General features: G+C 68.5%; 17 protein-coding genes, 2 pseudogenes and 1 riboswitch. Of the genes and pseudogenes, 11 read left to right on the forward strand and 8 right to left on the reverse strand.

Annotation, left to right across the window (positions count from 1 at the left end; genetic code table 11):
• Nucleotides 1-20 precede the first annotated feature (20 nt).
• Complete coding sequence (locus tag ACFQDH_RS12835; protein WP_382401866.1) at nt 21-878, forward strand: serine protein kinase RIO; 858 nt, start codon at nt 21-23, stop codon at nt 876-878.
• Nucleotides 879-888: 10 nt separating this feature from the next.
• Here the strand turns inward: ACFQDH_RS12835 and ACFQDH_RS12840 are convergent, their stop codons facing one another.
• The gene (locus ACFQDH_RS12840; protein WP_382401868.1) at nt 889-1,176 is read right to left on the reverse strand and encodes a hypothetical protein; all 288 of its coding nucleotides are present in this window, start codon (nt 1,174-1,176) and stop codon (nt 889-891) included.
• On the opposite strand from ACFQDH_RS12840, the pseudogene hrpA reads away from it, so the two are divergent.
• Both hrpA and ACFQDH_RS12850 read left to right on the forward strand, forming a co-directional pair.
• Nucleotides 1,108-4,850, forward strand: a pseudogene (gene hrpA / locus ACFQDH_RS12845) (ATP-dependent RNA helicase HrpA). The gene ACFQDH_RS12840 and the pseudogene hrpA sit on opposite strands and share 69 nt — an antisense overlap.
• A gap of 75 nt (nt 4,851-4,925) precedes the next feature.
• The gene (locus tag ACFQDH_RS12850; RefSeq protein ID WP_382401870.1) at nt 4,926-5,867 is read left to right on the forward strand and encodes a PAC2 family protein; all 942 of its coding nucleotides are present in this window, start codon (nt 4,926-4,928) and stop codon (nt 5,865-5,867) included.
• A 147-nt stretch (nt 5,868-6,014) separates the two neighbouring features.
• On the opposite strand, the gene ACFQDH_RS12855 is transcribed toward ACFQDH_RS12850, so the two are convergent.
• The 4 genes from ACFQDH_RS12855 to ACFQDH_RS12870 all read right to left on the reverse strand — a co-directional run bounded on the left by ACFQDH_RS12855 (nt 6,015) and on the right by ACFQDH_RS12870 (nt 10,851).
• Complete coding sequence (locus tag ACFQDH_RS12855) at nt 6,015-7,670, reverse strand: DNA polymerase (protein WP_382401872.1); 1,656 nt, start codon at nt 7,668-7,670, stop codon at nt 6,015-6,017.
• Nucleotides 7,671-7,783: 113 nt separating this feature from the next.
• On the reverse strand, nt 7,784-9,406 hold the full coding sequence (locus ACFQDH_RS12860) for a hypothetical protein (protein WP_382401874.1): 1,623 nt from the start codon (nt 9,404-9,406) through the stop codon (nt 7,784-7,786).
• A 54-nt stretch (nt 9,407-9,460) separates the two neighbouring features.
• Complete coding sequence (locus tag ACFQDH_RS12865) at nt 9,461-9,892, reverse strand: SufE family protein (RefSeq protein ID WP_382401876.1); 432 nt, start codon at nt 9,890-9,892, stop codon at nt 9,461-9,463.
• Nucleotides 9,893-9,942: 50 nt separating this feature from the next.
• Nucleotides 9,943-10,851, reverse strand: coding sequence for a sulfurtransferase (locus tag ACFQDH_RS12870; protein WP_382401878.1), 909 nt, complete (start codon nt 10,849-10,851; stop codon nt 9,943-9,945).
• A 74-nt stretch (nt 10,852-10,925) separates the two neighbouring features.
• On the opposite strand from ACFQDH_RS12870, the gene ACFQDH_RS12875 reads away from it, so the two are divergent.
• The 7 genes and pseudogenes from ACFQDH_RS12875 to ACFQDH_RS12910 all read left to right on the forward strand — a co-directional run bounded on the left by ACFQDH_RS12875 (nt 10,926) and on the right by ACFQDH_RS12910 (nt 17,934).
• Complete coding sequence (locus ACFQDH_RS12875; RefSeq protein WP_382401880.1) at nt 10,926-11,621, forward strand: EcsC family protein; 696 nt, start codon at nt 10,926-10,928, stop codon at nt 11,619-11,621.
• A 2-nt stretch (nt 11,622-11,623) separates the two neighbouring features.
• The gene (locus ACFQDH_RS12880; RefSeq protein WP_382401882.1) at nt 11,624-11,992 is read left to right on the forward strand and encodes a YkvA family protein; all 369 of its coding nucleotides are present in this window, start codon (nt 11,624-11,626) and stop codon (nt 11,990-11,992) included.
• Between the two features lie 89 nt (nt 11,993-12,081).
• Nucleotides 12,082-13,128 carry a DUF4192 domain-containing protein gene (locus ACFQDH_RS12885; RefSeq protein WP_382401884.1) on the forward strand — a complete coding sequence of 349 codons (1,047 nt, stop codon included), beginning with the start codon at nt 12,082-12,084 and terminating at the stop codon, nt 13,126-13,128.
• A gap of 83 nt (nt 13,129-13,211) precedes the next feature.
• Nucleotides 13,212-13,371, forward strand: a riboswitch (SAM riboswitch).
• 35 nt (nt 13,372-13,406) lie between these two features.
• The gene (metX, locus tag ACFQDH_RS12890) at nt 13,407-14,573 is read left to right on the forward strand and encodes a homoserine O-acetyltransferase MetX (protein WP_382401886.1); all 1,167 of its coding nucleotides are present in this window, start codon (nt 13,407-13,409) and stop codon (nt 14,571-14,573) included.
• Nucleotides 14,574-14,661: 88 nt separating this feature from the next.
• Nucleotides 14,662-15,041: pseudogene (locus ACFQDH_RS23905) on the forward strand (universal stress protein).
• Between the two features lie 289 nt (nt 15,042-15,330).
• Entirely contained in the window at nt 15,331-16,827 is a 1,497-nt protein-coding gene (locus ACFQDH_RS12905) for an RNA polymerase sigma factor (protein ID WP_382401892.1), read from the forward strand.
• A 354-nt stretch (nt 16,828-17,181) separates the two neighbouring features.
• Nucleotides 17,182-17,934 carry a class I SAM-dependent methyltransferase gene (locus ACFQDH_RS12910; RefSeq protein ID WP_382401894.1) on the forward strand — a complete coding sequence of 251 codons (753 nt, stop codon included), beginning with the start codon at nt 17,182-17,184 and terminating at the stop codon, nt 17,932-17,934.
• On the opposite strand, the gene ACFQDH_RS12915 is transcribed toward ACFQDH_RS12910, so the two are convergent.
• The 3 genes from ACFQDH_RS12915 to ACFQDH_RS12925 all read right to left on the reverse strand — a co-directional run bounded on the left by ACFQDH_RS12915 (nt 17,874) and on the right by ACFQDH_RS12925 (nt 22,448).
• Entirely contained in the window at nt 17,874-20,171 is a 2,298-nt protein-coding gene (locus tag ACFQDH_RS12915; RefSeq protein WP_382401896.1) for a transglutaminase TgpA family protein, read from the reverse strand. The two genes, ACFQDH_RS12910 and ACFQDH_RS12915, sit on opposite strands and share 61 nt — an antisense overlap.
• Entirely contained in the window at nt 20,168-21,373 is a 1,206-nt protein-coding gene (locus ACFQDH_RS12920) for a DUF58 domain-containing protein (protein WP_382401898.1), read from the reverse strand. Before ACFQDH_RS12920 ends, ACFQDH_RS12915 begins: the two co-directional genes overlap by 4 nt.
• 61 nt (nt 21,374-21,434) lie before the next feature.
• Nucleotides 21,435-22,448: an AAA family ATPase gene (locus ACFQDH_RS12925; RefSeq protein WP_382401900.1), complete on the reverse strand. Its 1,014-nt coding sequence runs from the start codon at nt 22,446-22,448 to the stop codon at nt 21,435-21,437.
• Nucleotides 22,449-22,827: 379 nt separating this feature from the next.
• Here ACFQDH_RS12925 and mraZ point away from each other — a divergent pair, with 379 nt between their 5' ends.
• Entirely contained in the window at nt 22,828-23,262 is a 435-nt protein-coding gene (mraZ, locus tag ACFQDH_RS12930) for a division/cell wall cluster transcriptional repressor MraZ (protein WP_382401902.1), read from the forward strand.
• Nucleotides 23,263-23,274: the final 12 nt, after the last annotated feature.

Here is a 23,274-nt window from a genome sequence, read left to right on the forward strand (position 1 = left end):
CCTCGATCGGAGTTTCACGTATGACGCAACACCCGGAGACAGCCTCCTCCGCACTTGATGACCGTTTCACCTTCGGCTACCAGCAGGTCGGCGAGCTGGACGACGACCAGCGCTGGTCGACCTGGGGGAGTTGCCAGCCCCTGAGCCGCGGGCCGCAGCCCTGGCCGGACTGGATCATCACCGACGACGCCGCGGTCGACACCGAGCTCGGCATACTCAAGACGGGCAAGGAAGCCGACGTCTTCCTGCTCGAACGCTCCGCACCATTGGACGATCGCGCGGTTGTGCTCGCGGCCAAGCGCTACCGTGACTCGGCGCACCGGACCTTCCACCGCAACACCGACTACACCGACGGTCGCAAGCTGCCCAAGAAGGGCGGCCGGGAAGCCCGCGCGATGGCCAAGAGCACCACCTTCGGCAAGTCCGTTGCGGCCGGCATGTGGGCCTGGGCCGAATGGGAGTCGCTGGTGCGATTCCACCAGGCCGGACTGCCGGTGCCCTATCCCGTGCAGATCGACGGGACGGAGATCCTGATGGAGCTGGTCCTGGGCAGCGACGGCTCGCCTGCACCGCGACTGGCAGGCACCCGGCCGGACCGAAAGCTGTTGGAATCATTGTGGTCCCAGCTGTCCGATGCCATCGGTGGACTGGCCTCGCTCGGCTGCGTCCACGGGGACCTGTCGGCATACAACCTGCTGGTCTCGGGGGAGCGGCTGGTGATGATCGACCTGCCGCAGACCGTCGATCTCTTCGCCAACCCGCACGGCATGGAGATGCTGCAGCGCGACTGCACCAACGTTGCGACGTGGTTTCGCGCGCGTGGCCTGGAGGTCGACGGCGAGGAGCTCTTCGGGGAGGTCGTGGCGCGCGCCGTGTAGGTCAGGCGTGTTAGCCGGTGAAATGCGTGCGACGTATGCCGCAGGCGTTTGCGACAATGGGCGAGATCACCATGACCACACCTGACTCCTCCGCGCCCACCAACCGCCGGTCCCGTGGCCGTGCCGGGCGCGGTGGCGGCTCCAACGGGGGCGTGGCCGTCGAACGCCGCGCGAGACACCGGAGCAGCTCGAAGCACGCCGCGAGCACCGGCGCACGCTCGTCCCGGCTATCACCTACCCGCAGCAGCTGCCGGTCAGCGCCGCCAAGGACGAGATCGCGGCCGCCATACGCGATCACCAGGTGGTCGTCATCGCCGGCGAGACCGGGTCGGGCAAGACCACCCAGCTGCCGAAGATCTGCCTGGAGCTGGGCCGCGGCCTCGACGGGCTGATCGGGCACACCCAGCCGCGACGCATCGCAGCACGCTCGGTGGCCGAGCGGGTCGCCGAAGAGCTGGACGTCACACTCGGCGAAACCGTCGGCTATCAAATGAGATTCGCCGATCACACCAGCAAGGACTCGCTGATCAAGGTGATGACCGACGGCGTGCTGCTGTCGGAGCTGCAGCGCGACCGCGACCTGCGCCGTTATGACACGCTGATCATCGACGAGGCGCACGAGCGGTCGCTGAACATCGACTTCATCCTCGGCTACCTGCGCCAGCTGCTGCCGCGGCGACCGGACCTGAAGGTGATCATCACCTCGGCCACCATCGACCCGCAGCGGTTCGCCGACCACTTCACCATCGACGGAAACCCACCGGTGCCGGTCATCGAGGTGTCCGGCCGCACCTTCCCGGTGGAGATGCGCTACCGACCGCTGGTCCGCCTCGAGGGTGAGCAGGAGGTGGATGTCGACCAAGTGACCGGCATCACCGACGCCGTCACCGAGTTGTGGACCGAAGCGCGCTCGGACGGCGGGCCGCAGGATGTGCTGGTCTTCTGCTCGGGCGAGCGAGAGATCCGCGACGCGGCCGACGCGCTGACCGCCCTGGACCTGCCGAGCACCGAGGTGTTACCCTCTTTGCGCGGCTGTCGACGGCAGAGCAACACCGCGTCTTCAAGCGATCCGGCAAACGGCGAATCATCTTGGCCACCAACGTCGCCGAGACCTCGCTGACCGTCCCGGGCATTCGATATGTCGTCGACACCGGCACGGCCCGCATCTCCCGCTACAGCCAGCGGACCAAGGTGCAGCGGCTGCCGATCGAGCCGATCTCGAAGGCCTCGGCGCGGCAGCGGTCCGGTCGCTGCGGGCGCGTCGCCGACGGTGTCTGCATCCGGCTGTATGCCGAGGACGATTTCGACGCGCGACCCGACTTCACCGAGCCGGAGATCCTGCGCACCAACCTGGCTTCGGTCATCCTGCAGATGACCTCGCTGGGCCTGGGTGACGTCGCGCGCTTCCCGTTCCTCGAGCCGCCCGACTCCCGGCAGATCACCGACGGAGTGCGGCTGCTGCAAGAACTCGGCGCGATAGAGGAACGGGGCACTGACCGGCGTCGCAGCCTGACGCCATACGGGCGAACGATCGCGGCACTGCCTATCGACCCGCGGCTCGCGCGCATGCTGGTCGCCGCCGCCGAGAACGGCTCGCTGCGGGAGGTGCTGGTCATCGTCGCCGCCCTGTCGATCCAGGACCCGCGCGAACGCCCCGCCGACGCACAGGCACAGGCCGACCAGTCGCACGCTCGCTTCAAGCATGAGACCAGCGACTTCCTCAGCCTGCTCAATCTGTGGCGCTACCTGAAGGAACAACGGAACACGTTGTCCAGCAGCGCTTTCCGTCGCATGTGCAAGCGCGAATACCTGCACTACCTGCGCATCCGGGAGTGGCAGGACCTGCACTCACAGCTCAAGCGGATCGCGAAGCAGCAGGACCTGACGGCTAGTGACAACCCCGCGGGGGAGGACGCCGTACATCAGGCGTTGCTGGCGGGTTTGCTGTCGCAGATCGGCCTTCGCGACCCGGACAAGCGCGACTACCAGGGGTCGCGCGGTGCGCGCTTCTCGATCCAGCCGGGTTCGACACTCTTCCGGCGGCAGCCCGACTACGTCATGTCCGCCGAACTCGTCGAGACCACCCGGTTGTGGGCGCGCACCAACGCACGCATCGACCCGGCGTGGGCCGAGCGGCTCGCCATACATCTGGTGAAACGGCAATACGCAGAACCACATTGGTCGCGCAAGCGCGGCAGTGTGATGGCCGCCGAGCGCGTCACCCTGTATGGCGTCACCCTCGTAGCCGGCCGGCAGGTCTCCTACGCAACCGTCGACCCGGAGCTGTGCCGCGAGCTGTTCATCCGCAATGCGCTCGTGGAGGGCGACTGGGAGACCCGCCACCAGTTCTTCCGGGACAACCGTGCGCTGGTCGCCCGCATCGCCGACCTGGAAGCACGCGCCCGGCGGCGAGACCTGCTGGTGGGCGATGAGGAGCTCTTCGACTTCTACGACGCGCGTATCCCCGAAAACGTCGTGTCGGCAACGCATTTCGACACCTGGTGGAAGACCGAGCACCGCACGAACCCGAAGCTGCTGACGCTCACCGAGGACATCCTGCTGCGCGACGACGCAGATGCGGTCGACGCGACCGACTACCCGAAGACCTGGCGCCAGGGTGACCTGAAGCTGCGGCTGACCTACCAGTTCGAGCCCGGCTCCGATGCCGACGGCGTGACCGTGCACCTGCCCCTGGAGCAGCTCAACCAGGTCGTCGACGACGGCTTCGACTGGCTGGTGCCCGGCGTGCGCGAGGAGCTGGTGACCGCGTTGATTCGCGCGCTGCCCAAGGCGATTCGCCGAAACTTCGTGCCCGCGCCCGATCACGCCCGCAGGGTCCTTCCGGTGCTGGACCCGGACTCCGGACCGATTACGGACGAGCTCGGCGCCGCCCTGCGTGCGCAGACCGGTATCGCCATACCGCCGCAGGACTGGGACTGGTCCCGTGTGCCGGACCACCTGCGGATCACCTTCCGGGTCGAGGACTCCCGCGGCCGGCGGCTCGACGAGGGCAAGGACCTTGCCGTGTTGCAGGAGAAGCTGGCCGGCAAGGTGCGCGGCGCGGTCTCGAAGGCAGCCGCGGACATCGAGCGAACCGGCCTGACCACGTGGGACCTCGGCGAGCTTCCGGCAACCTACGAGCAGCGGACGGGCAAGCGCACCATTCAAGGCTTCCCGTCGCTGGTCGATCACGGCGACACGGTCGCGCTCGAGGTGCTGCCCAGCGCGTCCGAGCAGGTCCACGCGACAAGAGCAGGCATCCGGCGGCTGGTCCTGCTCAGCGTGGACGTGCCGTGGAAGCGCATCGAGAGTCTTTTCACGATGCGCCAGCGGTTGGCGCTCGGCAACAACCCGCACGGCAGCACGCGCGCGCTGATGGACGATGTGCTGGCGGCTGCGGTGGACGACATCGTCGCCCGCGATCTGCCCGCCGGCACCGTCCGCGACAAGGAACAGTTCGACGAGGCGCTGCGCGTCGTACGCCAGCAGCTCGCGCCCCGCGTCGTCTCCGTCGTCGAGGCGCTCGCGCCCGCTCTCGACCACGCCCGTGAGGTGCGTCTCGCGCTGGATGCGATGACCCAGCCGTCGGTCGCGCAGCTGCGCTCCGAGCTGGAGCAGCAGCTGGCTGAGCTGGTCCACCCCGGATTCGTGGCCGAGACCGGCGCGGCTCGGCTGCGTGACCTCGACCGTTACCTGCGTGGCATGCTCGAACGCATCGCCAAGGCACCGTCCGACCTCACCCGCGACCGACAGCGGGCCGAGGACGTCGCGGTGGTCGAAGCAGAACGCCAGAAGCTGCTGGCAACGCTGCCCCGAGCCCGGCATACCGACGCCGACGTCGTTGACCTGCGCTGGCAGCTCGAAGAGCTGCGTGTCAGCCTCTTCGCGCAACGGCTGGGCACACCGCGATCGGTGTCACCCAAGCGGATCTACCAGGCGATGGACGCCGTCGAGGACGCCGGCGGGAGATGACCTACGCGGGGCGGGGAATCCTCGCGCACCCCGTGGCGTTCCCCCTTGTGAAGCCATCAACTCCAGGAGTATGTCGTGCAAGACCCGCGTGAGCTCTACCAGCTCGAGACCGACACCCACGCCAGTTCGTTGGGTGCGCACACCATGGTGGTGTCGCTCGGCGGTCTGATCGACGCCGGCAACACCCAGCAGCTGCTGACCGCCCACATGCTCGGCACGCTCGAGCACACCGTGGTCGCCTCCTTCGACGTCGACCAGCTGCTCGACTATCGCGGCCGTCGCCCGGTGATGACCTTCGACCGCGACCGGTTCACCGAATATGCCGACCCGTCGCTGCTGCTCTACCGGATGATCGACGCCGAGGGCACGCCGTTCTACCTGCTGGCCGGTCCCGAGCCGGACTACCAGTGGGAGCGGATGATCGAGGCGATCCGGCAACTCATCCGCCGCCTGGGCGTGCAGCTCGTGGTCAGCGCGCAGGGCATCCCGATGGGCGTGCCGCACACCCGCCCGGTCGGTATGACGCGCTTCGCGAGCAAGCCCTCGCTCATCCCGGAGAACGAAGCACTCTTCGGCTCCGTCCAGGTGCCCGGTTCGCTGGATAGCCTGTTGCACCTGCGCCTCGGCGAATCCGGTGTCGACACAGTCGGTTTCGCCATACACGTGCCGCACTACCTGGCGCAGATGGACTTCGGCGACGCCGCGGTCGAGGCGCTCAACGCGATCACCGGGCTGACCGGCCTGGACATCCCGGTGCACGAGTTATCCGCACTGGCCGGGCTGCACCGGGCGGAGATCGGCAGGCAGGTCGACGAGAACGAAGAGGTCGGCGAGGTCGTGCACGGGCTGGAGGAGCAGTACGACGCCTTCACCGAGGGCCTGAAGCGCCAGAACCTCTTGGCCACCGAGATGGCCGAGCTGCCCAGTGCCGACGAGATCGGTGCCGAGCTGGAGAAGTTCCTGCGCGAGGAGGAGCCGGCCGACGAGGACAGCGACGGCCCCGACTTCCTCCGTTAGGGTCCGACGACACACCGTAAAACGAAGTCGGGGTCCCCGCGAAGTATTCGGAGGAGCGGGCGGGGTCCCTGCGAAGTATCCGGAGGAACGCAGTGGGGGAGGAACTTCGTGGGGTGCCGGAGCGGGGAGAAACTTCGTGGGGTGACGTTAGTCCTTCGCTTCGGACCAGCGGTGTATGACGCGGGTGTCGGCGACGAACCGCACCGGTGCACCGCCCGACCAGCGCCGCGCTGCCGCCTGCAACGAGTCGTCGACGGCCTGAGCCGTCTCCTGTGCGTGGATGCTCGGCGTGTGCACCAGCAACTCGTCGTGCAGGCACAAGACGATCCGCCCACCCAGCGGCCGCAGCGCGTCACGCACCGTCAGCGCCCACGCCTTGAAGAACTCCGCTGCCGCACCCTGCACGACCGCGTTGCGGGTGAACCGGCCGACCGCCCGGCGCCCGGCCTGTTCACCGGCCTCCCGGCCCCGCACGAAGCGGCCGCCATAGGTCACCACCGGGTCCCCGAGCTCGCCGCGATCCGCCGCCTCCCGCAGGTACTCCAGAGCGCGCGGATAGGTGCGCTCCATCCGGCGCAACGCGTCGGCGGCCGGACCGGAGGTCTGGCCGTACATCGCTGCGAGCACCGCGATCTTGGCCGCCGGTCGGTCGAGGTGCAGCTGCGCCGCGACCGTCGCGTAGAGGTCGTCCTGCGCGGTCGCTGCCGCGAAGTCGGGATCTTCGGAAACCACTGCCAGCACACGGGGTTCGACCTGACCGAGGTCGGCACGGACAAGCACGTGGTCGGGCGCTGCGGCGATGCCGGGGCGCAGGGGCGTGGGCAGGCTGTGCAGCCCGGCGCCCGCCGTCATACGCCCTGCGCCGCCATCGCAGGCCGTCCAGGTGCCGCGCAACCTGTCGTCGATGCCGACGAAACGGTCCAGCCACGTCCACCCATAGGTCGTGGCGATGCGTTCGGCCTTGCGCCAGTCGAGCAAGGCGTCGACGACCGGGTGCACTTCCCGGTAGGGCTCCAGGTGCCATGCCCGCGTGTCATCGACGCGAACACCCAGTGATTGCAACAGCTCTCGCACATGGAGCGGGTTCCGCAGATCGGTTGTGTCGCGACCGGGCACATGCCGCAGCACCAGCTCGTCGCGGGCCGCCCGAATCTGTGCCGCGTGCGCCTCGTCACGTGGCCGCGGGCCGGCGGTCGCCTCGATCAGCTGCTCGAGCACTACTCGGTCGACCGGAAGCCCTTGCTCGCCCAGCTCGACACACAGCAGCGCGGCGCCGGACTCGCTCGCCGCGGTGCTGACTGCGTGCGACCGCTGGGCGAGCAAGGACTGCTGCCGACCGGTGACCGTCAGCGCCAGCCGCGCGAGCTCAACGAGATGCTCGGTGCGCCAATCCGTCTGTGAATACGACGGATTGAGATAGCCGTCGGGTCGCACCGCGGCATCATCGTCACCCACGACGTCGAAGAGGTCGCCCATCACCGGAGCCGGGCGCCCGGCCGGGTCAAGACCGGCAGCGACCGCCCAGATCTCCTCGGCGTTCGTCTCGAATCCGCCCACCAGAAGTCGGTGTGCCTCGGCCAGGTCCCAGCAGCGGCGCAGCACCACCCCGGCTCGGACCAGGGGAGTGGCGGCCTCCGCAGCCGACCACCAGACCCACCGCGGTGCGTCGGCAGCTCTTGCCGCCTCATGTTCGCCGGCGAACCGGACGAGGTCAGCCACCGTGCCGTCGACGTGCACGGCGTCGGAGGTGACGCACACCGCCCGATCACCTTGCACCGCCACGGCATACAGCGAACCCCGCACCGGCTCATTGTGCCGTATCAGTTCGCGGCGGCCGCGGTGTGTTAGCGACCGACGACATACGAAACCCCGCACCGAAGGTCGGTGCGGGGTCTTGTGGGAGCGGGTCCGAGTGGCTAGTGCTGCTCGCCGTTCTGGCCGTCGGAGCCGTCGCCGGCGTCCTTTTCAGTGCCCTGTTCAGCGTCCGGTCGCTGCAGCACCCAGGGGTTGCGCTCGCCCTGCTGCTGGTCGGCCTGCTGGTCGGGACTGACCGCGGGCACCGCGGTGGTCGCCTGGTCGTGGATGTCGCCACCCTCGGTGCCGCCGTACGGCTGGCCACCGGTGGACAGCGGCAGTCCCGAGATCGCCTGTGTCGGCTCGTCGGAACGGTCACCGGTGCCGTAGCTCGGCTGCACGCCCTGCGGCGACTGCCCGCCCTGCGGGGTGCTCTGGTAGCCGGGCTGCTCATAGGCCGGCGTCGAGGACTGCCCGTAGGACAGGCGGTTGACTTCGTCGCTCGACACGGTCTCGGTCGCGGCCTCGGAGCGGTCCTGGCCGGCGCCATACGACGGCTCCGGCTGCGGCGGCTGAGCCTGCGGCGAGCCCGGCAGTTGCGACGCGCCCTGCTGCTCGGTGCCGCTGCCCTGGTTGACCTCGTCGGACGAAACCGGTTGCGTGGGAGCGTTGTTGAAGTCCTGCTGGCCCTGCTGCTCACCGTATGGCGAGGAGTGCCGACCCTGCGGCTGTCCGCCCTGGCCGTAAGCAACCTGCTGACCCTGCTGTGGCTGCTGACCGTAAGGGGACTGACCCTGTTGGCCGGTCGGCTGCTGACCGTAACCCTGCTGGCCGTAACCCTGTTCACCGTATGGCGAGGGCTGTTGGCCCTGTTGCGGCTGCTGACCATAAGGCGACGCCTGCGGCTGTCCCTGCTGACCATAGGGCGACTGACCCTGTGGCTGGCCGTAGGGGTACTGGCCCTGCTGGCCCTGCTGACCGTAGGGCGACTGACCCTGAGCCTGGCCCTGCTGACCGTAGGGCGACTGTCCCTGCTGCTGCTGGTAGCTCTGCTGCTGGTAACCCTGCTGCGGCGTTGCCGGCTGGCCGTGGGACGGGGTGCTCGGGTGACCGGCCTGGCCCTGCGGCTGGCCGTAAACACCCTGCTGCTGTCCCGGCTGACCCTGCGCCTGCTGGCCGTACCCCTGGTAGCCGCCCTGCTGACCCTGCTGGCCGTAGCCCGGCTGGCCATACGGCTGGCCGTAACCGCCCTGCGGTCCCTGATCCGGGGTCGCGGACGAGCCACCCTTCTTCTTGCCGAGCAGGAAGAGCGCGATCACACCGATGAGGCCGAGCACCAGCAGGATGCCGCCGAGGACGATGCCGAGAGTGTGGAAGCCACCGCCGATCTTGTCGGCACGATCACCGGCATACAGCTTGCCGGCGTTGTTGGAGCAGGTGACCGTGCCCTTGTCCTGCGAGCTGCGTGCGATCTCGTAGTACTTCGTGCCGGAGGCGCTGACCGAGAAATCCTTCGTCGGTCGCGGCAGGGTCTTACCGTCAAGGTTGCAGATCGCAGCCGTGCGATCGGCGGCGGTCGGGCTGTAGACCGAGAAGCCGCCGCTCATCGACAGGCTGCTGCCGCTGCTGAATTGCGTGAGCTTGACGGTCGAGCCGCTCAGCAGCCCGATGATCAGGAGTACGAGGCCGATGACCGCGACGATCGCGGGCACCGCCAAGAGCTTCTTGTTCCCCAGGGAATTCATATGGCGCAACCTAACGCATGTCGATTTCATATCCTGAGCGCGCGCGCCGACGAATCAGTCCGACAGCAGCGCCCGAGTCTGCCGTTTGATCCTAGAGAGCATTGCGACCATTCCGCGCATTCGCAACGGGGACACCGCCTCGGCGAGTCCGAATTTGAACGGAACGTCATCCGGAACGTCGAGCACGGCCTGCGCGGGCTGGCCGTCCAGACCGGTGTGCAGGATCCCCGCGAAACCCCGTGTGGTGGGCGATTCACGCGGTGCGTCGAAGAAGAGATGTATGTCGCCGTCGGTCAACTCCACCGCCAGGAACAGCGGCGACTGGCACTCGTGGACCTGCTCCAACTTGTCGGGCTGATCGGCATACCGGGCAGGAAGCTCGGGCAGGTCCTCGCTCAATTCGAGCAACAACTGCAGTCGATCCTTGGGGCCGACGGCCTCGAATTCCTCGATCAGCTCGGCTAGCGGCGCGGGCAACTCGCTCATGCCTTCGGTGCACCCACTCTCTGTCGCTCCTCTTCCCTCGTCTCCGGGCCTCACTTCGTTCGTGTCCTCTGCTCGGTCGGAGCTCCCTGCTCAACCGGAACCCGCACAGAGTTGCCCCACTCGGTCCACGAACCGTCGTAGTTGCGGACGTTGCCGAAGCCCAGCAGGTGGGTCAGCACGAACCACGTGTGTGACGACCGCTCGCCGATCCGGCAGTAGACGACGACGTCTTCGCCCGCGTCGAGCTTCTGCTCGGTGAGGTAGAGGTCCTCGAGGTCCTTGCGGTTCTTGAACCGGCCGTCCTCCTGCGCCGCCTTCCCCCAGGGCACCGAGCGTGCGCCGGGAATGTGCCCACCGCGCATCGCACCCTCCTGCGGGTAGTCGGGCATGTGCAGCAGCTCGCCGCTGAACTCGCCGGGGGAGCGCACGTCGACCATCGGCTTGCCCAAGTGCTCCAGCACGTCGCTCTGGTAGGCGCGGACGGGTGCGTCGTTGCGCTCGACGACCGGGTAGTCGGCCGGCTGCGCGGTCGGCACCTCGCGGGTCAGCGGGCGGTCCTCGGCAATCCACGCGGCGCGACCGCCGTCGAGCAGCCGAACGTCCTCGTGGCCGAAGAGCGTCATCACCCAGAGTGCGTATGCCGCCCACCAGTTGGACTTGTCGCCGTAGATCACCACGGTGGTGTCGCGGCCGATGCCGCGCTCCGACATGACCTTCGCGAAGCCGGTGCCGTCGACGAAGTCACGGGTCACCGGGTCGTTGAGATCGGTGTGCCAGTCGAGTTTGAAGCTGCCCGGGATGTGGCCGGTGTCGTAGAGCAGCACGTCCTCGTCGGACTCCAGCACCACCAGATCGGGGTGGTCGCCGGCGAGCTGGTCGGCCAGCCATCCGGTCGTGACGAGGCGCTCGGGGTGCGCATAGTCGGCGAATTCGGGGCTGTTGTCAGTGGGGAACGCCATAACGCCACGTTACGCGGTCGGGTATGGCGCGCCGACAGTGCGTATGGCGTGTGGGCGACTGGCAGGATGGGCGCATGTTCGACAGGAAGAAGAAGAGCGCGAAGCCCGTCCCGCTCGACAAAGGCCCCCTCGGCAGCACCGCGCTGAGCCTCTCGCAGCGGCTCATGACGGTCGGCATCGACGGCAAGGCCGGCTTCGACAGTGCCCGCGACGTCGCACAGGCAGCGCTGCACGACTATCCGTCGGACCCGGAACGCGCGATCGACCAGGTCATCAGCCAGCACCGCAGGCTCGCCGCCAGCGCCGGATTCGTCACCAGCCTGGGCGGATTCGTCACGATGGCGGTCGCACTGCCGGTCAACCTGGTGGGGTTCTACCTGCTCAACACGCGCATGGTCGCGGCCATCGCCCACCTGCGTGGTTACGACCTGACCGACCAGGGCACGCGCACCGCCATACTCCTGACGCTGGTGGGTGGTGACGCCGACGATCTGCTCAAGAAGGCCGGTGTCGTCAGCACCGGACGGCTGGCCAATCTGGCCGCGAACCAGCTGCCGCCGCCGGCCGTCATGGTCGTCAACAAGGCGGTCGGCTTCCGGCTGGTCAGCCACCTCGGCGACAAGCTGCTCACCAAGCTCGGCAAGGGCATCCCGGTCGCCGGCGGGGTGATCGGCGCCGGCCTCGACGCGTTCCTGCTCGGCCGCATCGCCAAGGGTGCCAAGCGCGAATTCCCGGCCACGGGTCGTGCCCTGCGCTCCGGGCAACGCTGACCATGCCCCGCCTGCCCAACGTGCGTTGGTCGGCGATGCGCCGCGTCTCGCAGGCGCTGCAGGACGTCAGCGAGCCCGGCGGCCCGGCCATCGCGGTGCGCGTCGCGTGCCTGCCGCGGATGACCAAGGCCGTCGCCCGCGGCGAATACGGCGGAGTGAGCGCCGGACATCTTGGCCTGCTCGCCGCAGCCGCTGCGTATGTCGTCTCGCCGGTCGACCTGCTGCCGGAAGCTCTCCTCGGCGTCATCGGGCTCGCCGACGACGCGGTCGTGCTGGCCTGGTTGGCCAAGACACTGGCCCATGACACGGATCAGTTCCTCGAGTGGGAGAAGCGCCGCGGCGCCACGATCAAGGGCGAGCGCCTGTCCTGATCCACATCCCTTCTTGCCGTGGGCGGTCCTCCACACCCGGCACTTGAGGGGGTATGCCGACACCGGTCACCCACCGCACGCTGCGGTGCATGACATCCACTGTGAGCGGCATCGGCGAGATCATCGCCCTCCTGCCCTACGAGCTCGGCTTCCTGCCCGCCGACTCGCTGGCGCTGGTCGGCATCCATGAGGGACGCCTGGCGATCACCGCCCGGCTGAACCGCCCGGCTCAGCTCGACGTGGTCGACGCGGCCCGCCAGATGGCGGCCGGCGTCGCGCGCTCTCGCCCGGACGAGTTGATCGTCCTGTGTTACGGCGGATTCATGCAGGGGGACCGCGACTTCGTCGACGTGCTGCGCTGGGAGCTGGACGATCTCGGTGTCGATGTCTCCCACGTCGCCAGCGTTCACGGCGTGCAGTGGCGGGCGGAGCAGTGCGCCTGTGGTTGCTGCCCGCATGAGCTGGTCGAGGTCCCGGAGGCGGCCCGTGTGGCGCCGGTCGCCGAGCACGTGTTGCGCGGCGTGGTGCCGGCGTCCAGTCGTGACGAGCTTGGCCGTCGGTTCGACATACGACATCCGCTGGTGGCTCAAGCGGTGGGGAGAGCTCTGTCCGGCCGGAGCCAGCGCTGCGCGGCCGCCGACGAGCCCGACACTGAGGGGGCCGATGCGCTGCAACGCATCTTGTGCAGGGCGGAGAAGGACGTGCACTGCCTGCCCGTCGAGGTGCTGGCCGCCGCGACCGCGGCCGTCGCGCGAATCACGGTGCGCGACTACGTGCTGGCCTGGCTGATGCCCGATTTCCTGTCGCCGGAGCAGGTCCTGCCCGACGAGCTCGACGAGCACTACGACTTGGGTCCGGCGCCGCTGCATGCCCGCGACGAAGCCACCTTCGACGATCCGGTCTCGGACGTGGCCGGACGCCTCGGGGAGTGGGTCGCCTGCATCCCGCGTGAGCACAGTGTGCCGGTGCTGATGCTGATCGCGGGCGTTCAATGGACGACCGGCAGTGGTGTGCTGGCCATGCTCGCGGTCGAGCGTGCGCTCGCCGTCGACCCGGACTGTCGGCTGGCGCAGCTGTTCGCAGCCGCGCTGCGAGGTGGTTTGCGTCCGCACAGCGGCGAGCAGCGTTCCGCCTGAGCGGAGCAGGACGGCCCTGATCGCTGCTCCGCAGAGTGGACAACGACTTTTTGCCGACGCCCGATTTTTGCTACCGTCATACCTGTCATGAGTCCCAGCGTTCGCTGGAAGTGACCGCCCGACGGGTGGCCAACTCCTTAGGCGAACACAGCCCCGGCTGGCTGGGCGGCAACCCTCCACCGCGGTGGGGTGCCCCGGGTGAGGACAAGGTCGACCGCGCACGCCGGTCGGCAAGCGCGGGGCCGGCGAGCCCCAGGGGCACCCAAGGAGTGGGCCGGATGACCGCCATACGCACTGTGACACCTGCGACGCAGTGGTGCGCGCCGCCGCAGGACAGCAACCCGGACGCGCGCGCCATCCGGCTGACCGACGTGCGACTCGAGAACGGCGAACACCTGCCGGAGGTCGTCGTCACCTTCCAGACCTGGGGCCGGCTGTCGCCGAACGCCGACAATGCCGTCCTCGTCGAGCATGCCCTCACCGGCGACTCACACGTCGACGGAGAGCCGGGTCCGGGTCAGCCCACCGCCGGCTGGTGGCCCGATCTGATCGGCCCGGGCTGCCCGCTGGACACCGACGACCTGTATGTCGTCGCGATCAACGTGCTGGGCGGCTGCCGCGGCACGACCGGACCCGGCTCGCTCGCCCCGGACGGCTCGCCGTGGGGCTCCCGCTTCCCGCGCACGACCATCCGTGACCAGGTCGCCGTCGAGGCGGCGGTCGCCGACGCACTCGGCATCGACGCGTGGTTCCTGGTGCTCGGTGGATCGATGGGCGGCATGCGGGCCATCGAGTGGGTCACCGGTTTCCCGGAGCGCACCCACGCCGCATTGGTCATCGCCAGCGCCGCGCAGGCTACGGGCGACCAGATCGCCTGGGGCCAGGCGCAGACCCTCGCCATCACCTCCGACCCCGGGTATGCCGGGGGCGATTACTACGGTACGGGCGTCATACCCAGTGACGGGCTGGGCATCGCCCGACGCATCGCTCACGCGACCTACCGCAGCGCCGACGAGTTCAACACCCGGTTCGGCATCCGTCCGCAAACCGACGAGAACCCGCTCGGTGACGGCCGATTCGCGGTCGAGAGCTACCTGGATCATCAGGCAGGCAAGCTCGTCGCGCGGTTCGACGCCGGGTCGTACGTCCACCTCACCGCTGCGATGGCCAGCCACGACGTGACACGTGGGCGAGGCAGCCTGACCGAGGTGCTCGGTAGCTACCCGGGCCTGTTGCGGGTGGCCGCGGTCGACTCCGATCGGCTCTTCCCGGTGGCGCTGTCCGAGCAGATCGTCGCGGCGCACGGCCACGGCCGGCTGCGGTTGATGCGCTCGCGGCACGGCCACGACGGTTTCCTCATCGAGACTGATCAGATCGCCGCCATCGTGTCCGAGACGGTTGCCGACGCGCGTCGGCACCGCCTGGCGGTGCCGGTCGCGGGTTGAGGTGACTCGGGTCACGTCGCCGACGACCCGCCCACGGCCGTGGTCCGGTAGCGTCGGCGGTACATCCGATGGAAGAGGTGAGCGCGCAGTGGCTGTCGTGGTGGGATACGTGCCGACCAAGGAAGGCGCTGCCGCGTTGCGTCGGGCAGCCGCCGAAGCCGCCGTCCGGCAGACTCCGCTGATCGTGCTGGACTCCGCGCACAGCGACGGGCAGGACCAGACCCCGATGCTCGCGCCCAGCTGGAAGAGTTGGCCGACCAGGACGTCAGCTACGAAGTACGCACTCTGAGGCCGACCGAGGACGCCACCGACGAGCTGCTGCGCATCGCCGACGAGGAGTCGGCGGACCTGTTGGTGATCGGGTTGCGCCGGCGGTCACCCGTGGGCAAGCTGATCCTGGGTGCGAATGCCCAGCGGATCCTGCTCGACGCCGCTTGTCCGGTGCTCGCGGTCAAACCTGCGGAGTGACCCATTCGGGTCGGATCTGTTTTGCACCAACGGTTTTCGTCGTCAGGAGACGCGTCGTAGACCTGCCGATCAGGGGCCGATGGAATGTTCTGCGCCCCGAATCGTTTTATAATGGTGTGGAAGCGCACGAAACCGAGCCGGACCAGCCCGGGAAACGGTCGCTTCGAAACCCCCAACCTCGGTCAGCCGTCATCCCCGGACGGCAACATAGTGGTGTCCGTGCACCACGGGCCGACAGTTTCGGAAGGTAGTTAGTGGACCCCGTGTCAAAGACCCCGGAGCGCCGGCATTGCCGGCGGAGTTCGCGCATCCGGCTCTGCAGCAGTTGATCGCAGCCGGCCAAACGAGCGGCTCGATCGACAGCTCGCAGCTCAAGGATGCTCTGGAAGCCAGTGAGATCGCGCCCAACCGGATGAAGACCGTGTTGCGCGCCCTTGACGAGCACGGCATCGCCGTGACGCTCGACTCCGAGCACGCGGCCCGCGCTGTCGCGACGACCACGACCCGACGCGGGACCAGCCAGAAGTCTGCCGCGAAGAAGACCACGGCCAAGAAGGCCGACGACAGCGGCGCTGACGACGAGGCTAAGCCGGTCAAGAAGGCTGCCGCGAAGAAGACCACCGCCAAGAAGGTTGCTGCCGACGAGAACAGCGCCGAGGACGAGATGCCGGTCAAGAAGGCTGCTGCGAAGAAGACGGCCGCCAAGAAGACGGCCGGCCGCCGCAAGACCGGCGAGGTCATCCTCGAGCCGACCGCGGAGGACGCGAAGGACGAGGAAGAGCCCAAGAAGGAAGAGAAGACCAGCGCGTCCGGTGCATTCGTCATCCGACAGGACGACGAGGACGACGCACCCGCGCAGCAGGTCGTCACCGCCGGTGCGACGGCCGACCCAGTCAAGGACTACCTGAAGCAGATCGGCAAGGTCGCCCTGCTGAACGCTGAGCAGGAGGTCGAGCTCGCCAAGCGCATCGAGGCCGGCCTGTTCGCCGAGGAGCAGCTGAACTCCGGCGGCAAGATCGAGATGAAGCTCAAGCGTGAGCTGTGGTGGATCGCCCAGGACGGCAAGAAGGCCAAGAACCACCTGCTGGAGGCCAACCTTCGTCTGGTTGTGTCCCTGGCCAAGCGCTACACCGGCCGCGGCATGCTCTTCCTCGACCTGATCCAGGAGGGCAACCTCGGTCTGATCCGTGCGGTCGAGAAGTTCGACTACACCAAGGGTTACAAGTTCTCGACCTACGCCACCTGGTGGATCCGTCAGGCGATCACCCGTGCCATGGCCGACCAGGCTCGCACGATCCGTATTCCGGTGCACATGGTCGAGGTCATCAACAAGCTGGCCCGCGTGCAGCGTCAGATGCTGCAGGACCTGGGCCGCGAGCCCACTCCGGAAGAGCTCGCCAAGGAGCTCGACATGACCCCGGAGAAGGTCGTCGAGGTCCAGAAGTACGGCCGCGAGCCGATCTCCCTGCACACCCCGCTCGGCGAGGACGGCGACAGCGAGTTCGGTGACCTCATCGAAGACTCCGAAGCCGTCGTGCCCGCCGACGCCGTCAGCTTCACGCTGCTGCAGGAGCAGTTGCACTCGGTCCTCGACACGCTGTCCGAGCGCGAGGCCGGCGTCGTCTCGATGCGCTTCGGCCTGACCGACGGCCAGCCGAAGACGCTCGACGAGATCGGCAAGGTCTATGGCGTCACCCGCGAGCGGATCCGCCAGATCGAGTCCAAGACCATGAGCAAGCTGCGTCACCCGTCGCGCTCGCAGGTTCTGCGCGACTACCTCGACTGATCCTTCTGCTGCGACATCTCGCGGCATACAGGAAGCCCCGACGAACAAGTTCGTCGGGGGCTTCCTGTATGCCGGTCGTCGTCTCCGCTCGCCGTCGACTTGACGTTCGCTTGCGTGATCTGGGCTGTCGCGGGTGCTGGTCGCCTTTTCCGCGGATGGTGCCGGCCTTGCCGCGCACGTCCTGCGGGGCCGTGCCAGTGTGCCGATGGATCGCGGCGCTTGGCCCAGCAGCTGGTGCGCTCGGGCGCACGTCTTGCCGGGCCTTGACGTGGGCGGCGGCGCGGAAGCGGGTTCGACCTGCAGGAGGTGCGCCATCGTCATGCTCGAGCCGCGCTCGCAGTAGATGATGGCGCAATGGCCGTGAACCGAGGGTCCCCGGAATGGTATGCGCAGTTGTATGCCGACGCACGCGCCGGATCCTCGAAGGTGATGTGGGATCACGGCGAACCGACGCCATACCTCCTCGACTGGCTGGGGGAACGATTCGCTGCTGGTGGTCGTCGTGGTCGTGCGGTTGTCATCGGCTGTGCGTATGGCGACGACGCGGAACCGGTGGCGTCATACGGCTTCGACGTGACGGCGTTCGACGTCTCGGTGACGGCTGTCGAGATCGCGCTCACGCGCAACCCGGGGTCGGCGGTCGACTATCGGCACGCCGACGTGGTGGATCTGCCGTCGGAGTGGCTCGGTGCGTTTGACCTGGTGATCGAGTGCACGACTTTGCAGAGCTTGCCGCCGGAGCTTCACGAGGCAGCCGCCACGAGCGTCGCCTCCTTGTGTGCACTGGATGGCGAAGTGCTGGTGATAGCCCGGTGCCCAAGTGAAGTTGATCCGCCCGGCCCGCCGTGGCTGCTTACGGAGCAGGAAGTGGGCCGAGTCGCCGTCGATGGTGTCCGGCTCACCCGCCTGCGCCGGATCCCGATGCGTGGCGGTGACCGGTGGGTGGGGAGTTCGCACGCCCGAGTGCAAGTCGCCTCGAGTGAACCGATCGGCGATCTGCGTCAACCGCTCGCAGCGCGCCTCCCGGCCGGTGGGAACGGGCGACTTCAGCGACGTCGTATGCCGAGCAGCCGCGCCGGCCACTCGACGACCCGCCCGACGCCTTGAGCGAAGACCGCGCGACCGGACGCGGGCAGGATCGCCGAGCCGATCCGCTGCGGCCAGGACTGCTGGCGCCGTACGCCGTCGAGGACCTCGCGCGCTTGCGGGTCGATCGAGGTCGCAGCCGTGCCGGGAGCGGCATACCTCTCCTGTTCGAGGGTCTGCACCGCACTGTGCAGCGCATCCAGGCCGGCAGGGGGCAGTGCGGCACGCGACCGGTAGTATCGCTCGGTCGCGCGTGGCGACGACTCGGCGTCCGGGGGCGGTATGCCGAGGTCGCCGAGCCGGGTCTGCAGCACCTGCCACTGTGCTTCGACCGGCCGGTGCTCGCGCAGCCGGGCGCTGATCGACTCACGGTGCCGGCGAGCCAGCAGCGGCAGCACGAGCGCGCCGAGCAGACCGACGACCAGCACCAGCAGGATCACCAGGAGGTTCCCGGCCCAGTCGATGTGACGCCCGCCGGAGGACGACTTCGGTGTCGTCGAAGCGGTCTTCGACGGTGTGGCGGAGGGTGCTGCCGCCGAAGACTTCGGCGCGGTCGACTGTGCCGACGGAGCGTGTCCCACGGCGCCACCGCTGCTGGTCTGGGTCGTGTATGTCGGAGCGGCGCCCGTGTGGCTGCCGGGTGTCGGCTCGAAACGGGTCCAGCCCAGACCGCGCAGGAAGAGCTCCGGCCAGGCGTGTGCGTTGGACTGCACGACGGTGTAGGTGTCGTTGGCCGCCGGTGTGCCCGGCAGGAAACCCAACGCCATCCGGGCCGGGATGCCGTCGGCGCGGGCGAGCATGATCATCGCCGTGGCGAACTGCGTGCAGTAACCCTTCTTGGTGACCAGGAAGTTGGACAACGGGTCCAGCTTCTTGCCGTTCGCGGTCTGGGTCGCCGCGAGCGTCAGCGAGTAGGTGAACGAGCTGGAGCGCAGGTAGTCCTGAATGCGCACGGCCTGGTCGAAGGAGTTCTTGCCGCCGAGACTCCCGGCCAGGGCACGCACCCGCGATGCCGACTTCGGGTCGAGCCGCAGCGTCTCGCTGAACTTCTGCGGGTCCGCCTTGCCGGGCTGGTAGGCGTCACGCTGCGGGATCCGATAGTCCAGCGCGTAGGACTTCGCCGCCTTGGTGACGTACGGCTGTTGCGTGGTGGGCGAGTAGCCCCACTGCGACTGCCCGAAGTCTCCGGCCTCGATCGGGAATGGCGCCGGCACGTTCGGTGCCGCCATCGTGTTGTCGCTGACCTGCATGTGCTCGACATACGCGTCCTTTGTCGTGACCGATCCGTCCGGCGGTGGCAATGGCTGGCCGTTGGGGCTGATGACCAGGCCGGTCGCCTTGGGGAAGTCACGCCACTCGCCGTTGGCGTAGGTGCCGCCGGCGGTCACCCGCAGCGGCGGGGGAGACACGTCGGTCGTCTTGAAGGTGAGCACCGGTGTGCCGTTGGTCTTGCGCAGATCCTTGGCCAGGTTGACGGTCGTGCTGAAGGCGACGACGCCCTCGCCGCCGCCGTGCCCACCCCGGCCCAAGCCCTTGGCGAAATAGTGCGGTCCGGAGCTCGGCAACAGCACCGGCACGATCAACGCCAACAGGATCGTCACGATGCCGAGGGCCCTGGCCACGGACGCCAGACCGGCCAGCCCGAGTTGGTCCTCGTGCAGGGTCGGGGTGAGGGCGCGAGCGCGCACCGACGACCAGCCACGGACCAGAACCCCGCTGCCGTGCGCGAGCATCGTCAGCCACGCGGCGGCCAGCATGATGAAGAAGATCGGGTTGAGCGCCGAGCCGGTGTTGGACGTCGACAGCATGTAGATGACCATCATCGGCACACCGGCCAGGGCCGGCTGACGGCTGGTCACCGCGAGGAAGTCGATGCCGATGGCGAGCCCGGGAACGATCAGCTCCAGCATCATCAACAGCCCCGGCGTGACCGGGGCCGGCACCGACGATTGCCGGACCGTGTCATTGGCCTCCTGCACGAGATCGTGTATGGCGGAGACGAGCGTCGAGTCCAGGTGATCGTGGACGTTCAACAGCGCCACCACCACGAGCAGCACCACCACCTGCACGAGCAGGATGACGGCCGCAGACGCCCGGGTCGTGCGCATCGCGGCGCCGACCAGCCCGATGAAGGCGGAGAGCAGGATCAGCGCCCACAGCCACGAGCCGCCCTGCAGCAAGGTCGTCAACGGCCAGATCGCGACGACGGTCCCGACGAATGCCAGTGCCGTCTCACTAAGTCGTGCCCGTGCGATCACAGCGAACCCACCTGCACCAGTGCCTTGTTGGTGACCGTCGTCCAGGCCTGCAGGATCGACAGTTTCGGGTCGACGATCACTACGCGCCAGCCAGCGGCGGCCAGCTGGTCGCGCACGCGCACGGCGGCCTCACTCGGCCCGTCGGCATGGCTGTTCTCGAACGCCGCACTGTCCAGCACGAAGCCCAACGCGGCCGCGCCCGGCTGGCGCAAACCGGCCAGCTCGGTGCCGGCGTCGTCCTCGCCGGCGGCCACGACTGCGGCGACGAGCCGGCCGGCGGTGGCCCGGTCCTGACCCGCCGACAGCATCCGGGTGAAGTCCTGGTCCGTGCCCAGCGTGGCCGATGCGAGGTCCTCGATCATCTCCGTCGTCGATCGCTCGATCAGGTCAATGTTGGTGGCGTGCAACGCTTCTCGCGTCACCAGCTGGGTGCGGTAGCCCAATTCGTCCAGCCGCACCAGCACCGAGGCGACGGCGCTGACGGCCCACTCGAAGGAGCTCGCCGCACCGGTGCCACCATGCGCCGACTCGCGTGAGTCGAGCAGCACCAGCGCCGACCGGCGGGCCGGCCGGTCCTCCTGACGCACCATCAGTTCGCCGCGGTGCGCGGTCGCCGGCCAGTGGACCCTCCGCAGGTCGTCGCCGTCGTGATAGGTGCGGATGCTGACGTCCTCCTCACCGTGCAACGCCACCATCTGCGGGGTCTCGCCGTCGTTGCCGACGCCGGAGCCGGGCGGGTGCGCCGCGCCCAGTGGGACGACTCGGGGCAGAACGAGCAGTTCATCGGTGCGCTCCAGTGAGCGCGTCACGAACGTCAGGCCGAAGGGGTCGCGCTGCGTCAGCGCGACCGGGCCGAGCGTGTAGCGGCCACGCAGGTGACTGCGCACGACATATGTGACCTCGCGCGTCGCGCCCGGTTCGAGCCTGGCGACCACGAAACGCGGCCGGTCGCCGAGGACGTAGTCGATACGTTCTTCGGCCAGGTAGAGCCGGCTGGAGCGGTGATCGATGTTGGTGAACGTCACCTGCACCTCGGCGCGTTCATCGGGTATGGCGGTCGGTGGCGTCACCGTGCGGTGCACCTCGATGCGTGGCGCGGGCCGCCGGGCGAAGACGAGCGCGAGCAACGCCAACACGATCAGCAGCACGCCGACCCGCACGATGTCCTCGAAGCCGAGGACGAGTCCGGCGGCGCCGAGCACGATGCCGGCGGTGAGGAACCCCGGCCGAGGCCGGTGAAGGTATGACGCCGCGGTCCGGCCATCAGCGGGGGCCGGTTGGGACCGCCACGCGTCGCACGATCTCGGTCAGCACACCGCCGACACCGCGATGCAGGTGCTGGTTGTCGCTGGTCAGGATCACGCGGTGTGCGAGCACCGGCCCGACGAGCCGCTGCACGTCCTCGGGGATGACGTGGTCGCGGCCGGACAGAGCCGCGACGGCACGGGCGGCGCGCAACAGTTGCAGCGATGCACGCGGCGACGCGCCCAGCCGCAGCGCACTGCTGTCGCGGGTCGCGCCGGCGATGTCGACGATGTATTGACGCAGCGCCGGGCTGGCGTGGACCTCGGTGACGCGCCGCGCCATCCGCTGGACGGTGGCGCCGTCGGTGACCGGAGTCAGCCGGTCCAGCGGCGGCAGGCCGCCGTGCACGTTGAGCATCTCCAGCTCCGCGGCGGCGGTCGGGTAGCCCATCGAGATGCGCGCCATGAAGCGGTCGCGCTGCGCTTCGGGCAGCGGGTAGGTGCCTTCCATCTCGATGGGGTTCTGGGTGGCCATCACCATGAAAGGCTCACGCAGCCGGTAGGTGTCGCCGTCGACGGTGACCTGGCCTTCTTCCATGCACTCCAGCAGTGCCGACTGCGTCTTGGGCGACGCGCGGTTGATCTCGTCGCCGACCACGATGTTGGCGAAGATCGCGCCGCGCCGGAATTCGAAGGTGCGGCTGTCCTGGTTGAAGACGCTGACCCCGGTCACGTCGCTGGGCAGTAGGTCGGGGGTGAATTGGATGCGGCGCATCGGCGAGTCGATCGACCGGGCGAGTGCCTTGGCCAGCATCGTCTTGCCGGTGCCGGGCACGTCCTCCAGCAGCAGGTGACCGCCGGCGAGCAGCACCACCACGGCCGTCTCGATGACTTCGGACTTGCCCTCGATCACCGAGGACACAGCCCGGTGTATGGCGCTCGCCACCTGCTGGACGTCGTCGATCGTGGCGGGCGGGCTGGGGGTGGCTGCGGCCTCCGGGGTGACGGAGTCCGTGTGGGCTGTGGCGGGCATGTCTCGATCCTGCCTGATGGGCGGCCAGCGGTCACCTCATTCGGTCAACGACAAGGCCCAAATCGTGATCGACGTGGCCGGAGAGAGGGCAATTTGCGGCAGCCCCACTCTTCCCCACGGCGCCGGGAGCAGGGCGTCAATGCCACCCCGCGGTCGGCCGATTCGCCGCAATGACGCGGGTCCCACGCCAACCGCTGAGTCGGCCGACGCGGCTCGGTACCCAGCGGGCGATTTTTCCCCACCGTGCCCCACTGCCTCTGACCTGCGCAGATGCTCGATTTCGAGCGGCGACAGGCCTGCAGAGGGGCGACAGGTGGGGGAAGTGGGTTAGAGTGGGGCACGTTGGTGAGCGGGCGGCAAATGGGAGGAGGTGCGGTCGATGTTTCTCGGCACGCACACTCCTCGCCTGGACGAGAAGGGGCGTCTTGCGCTGCCCGCCAAATTCCGCGAGAAGCTCGCCGGCGGCCTGGTCATCACCCGTGGCCAGGAGCATTGCCTCTACGTGTTCGCCATGGCCGACTTCGAGAAGTTGACCGAGCAGATGAGCAACACCCCGGTGACCAACCGGGCGGTCCGCAACTTCCAGCGCGTGCTGCTGTCCGCGGCTTCGGACGAGATTCCCGACAAGCAGGGGCGCGTGACGATTCCCGCGGTGCTGCGCGACTACGCCGGACTCGCCAAGGAGTGCACGGTCATCGGCACCGGCAACCGGGTCGAGGTGTGGGACACCGCGGCCTGGAACGACTTCCTCGCGGCAACCGAGGACGACTTCGCCGATCAGGGCGAGGAGGTGATCCCTGGCGGGCTGTTCTGATTCTCGGCCTCC

The sequence above is a fragment of the Flexivirga alba genome, assembly GCF_042661025.1.
GTDB lineage: Bacteria > Actinomycetota > Actinomycetes > Actinomycetales > Dermatophilaceae > Flexivirga > Flexivirga alba.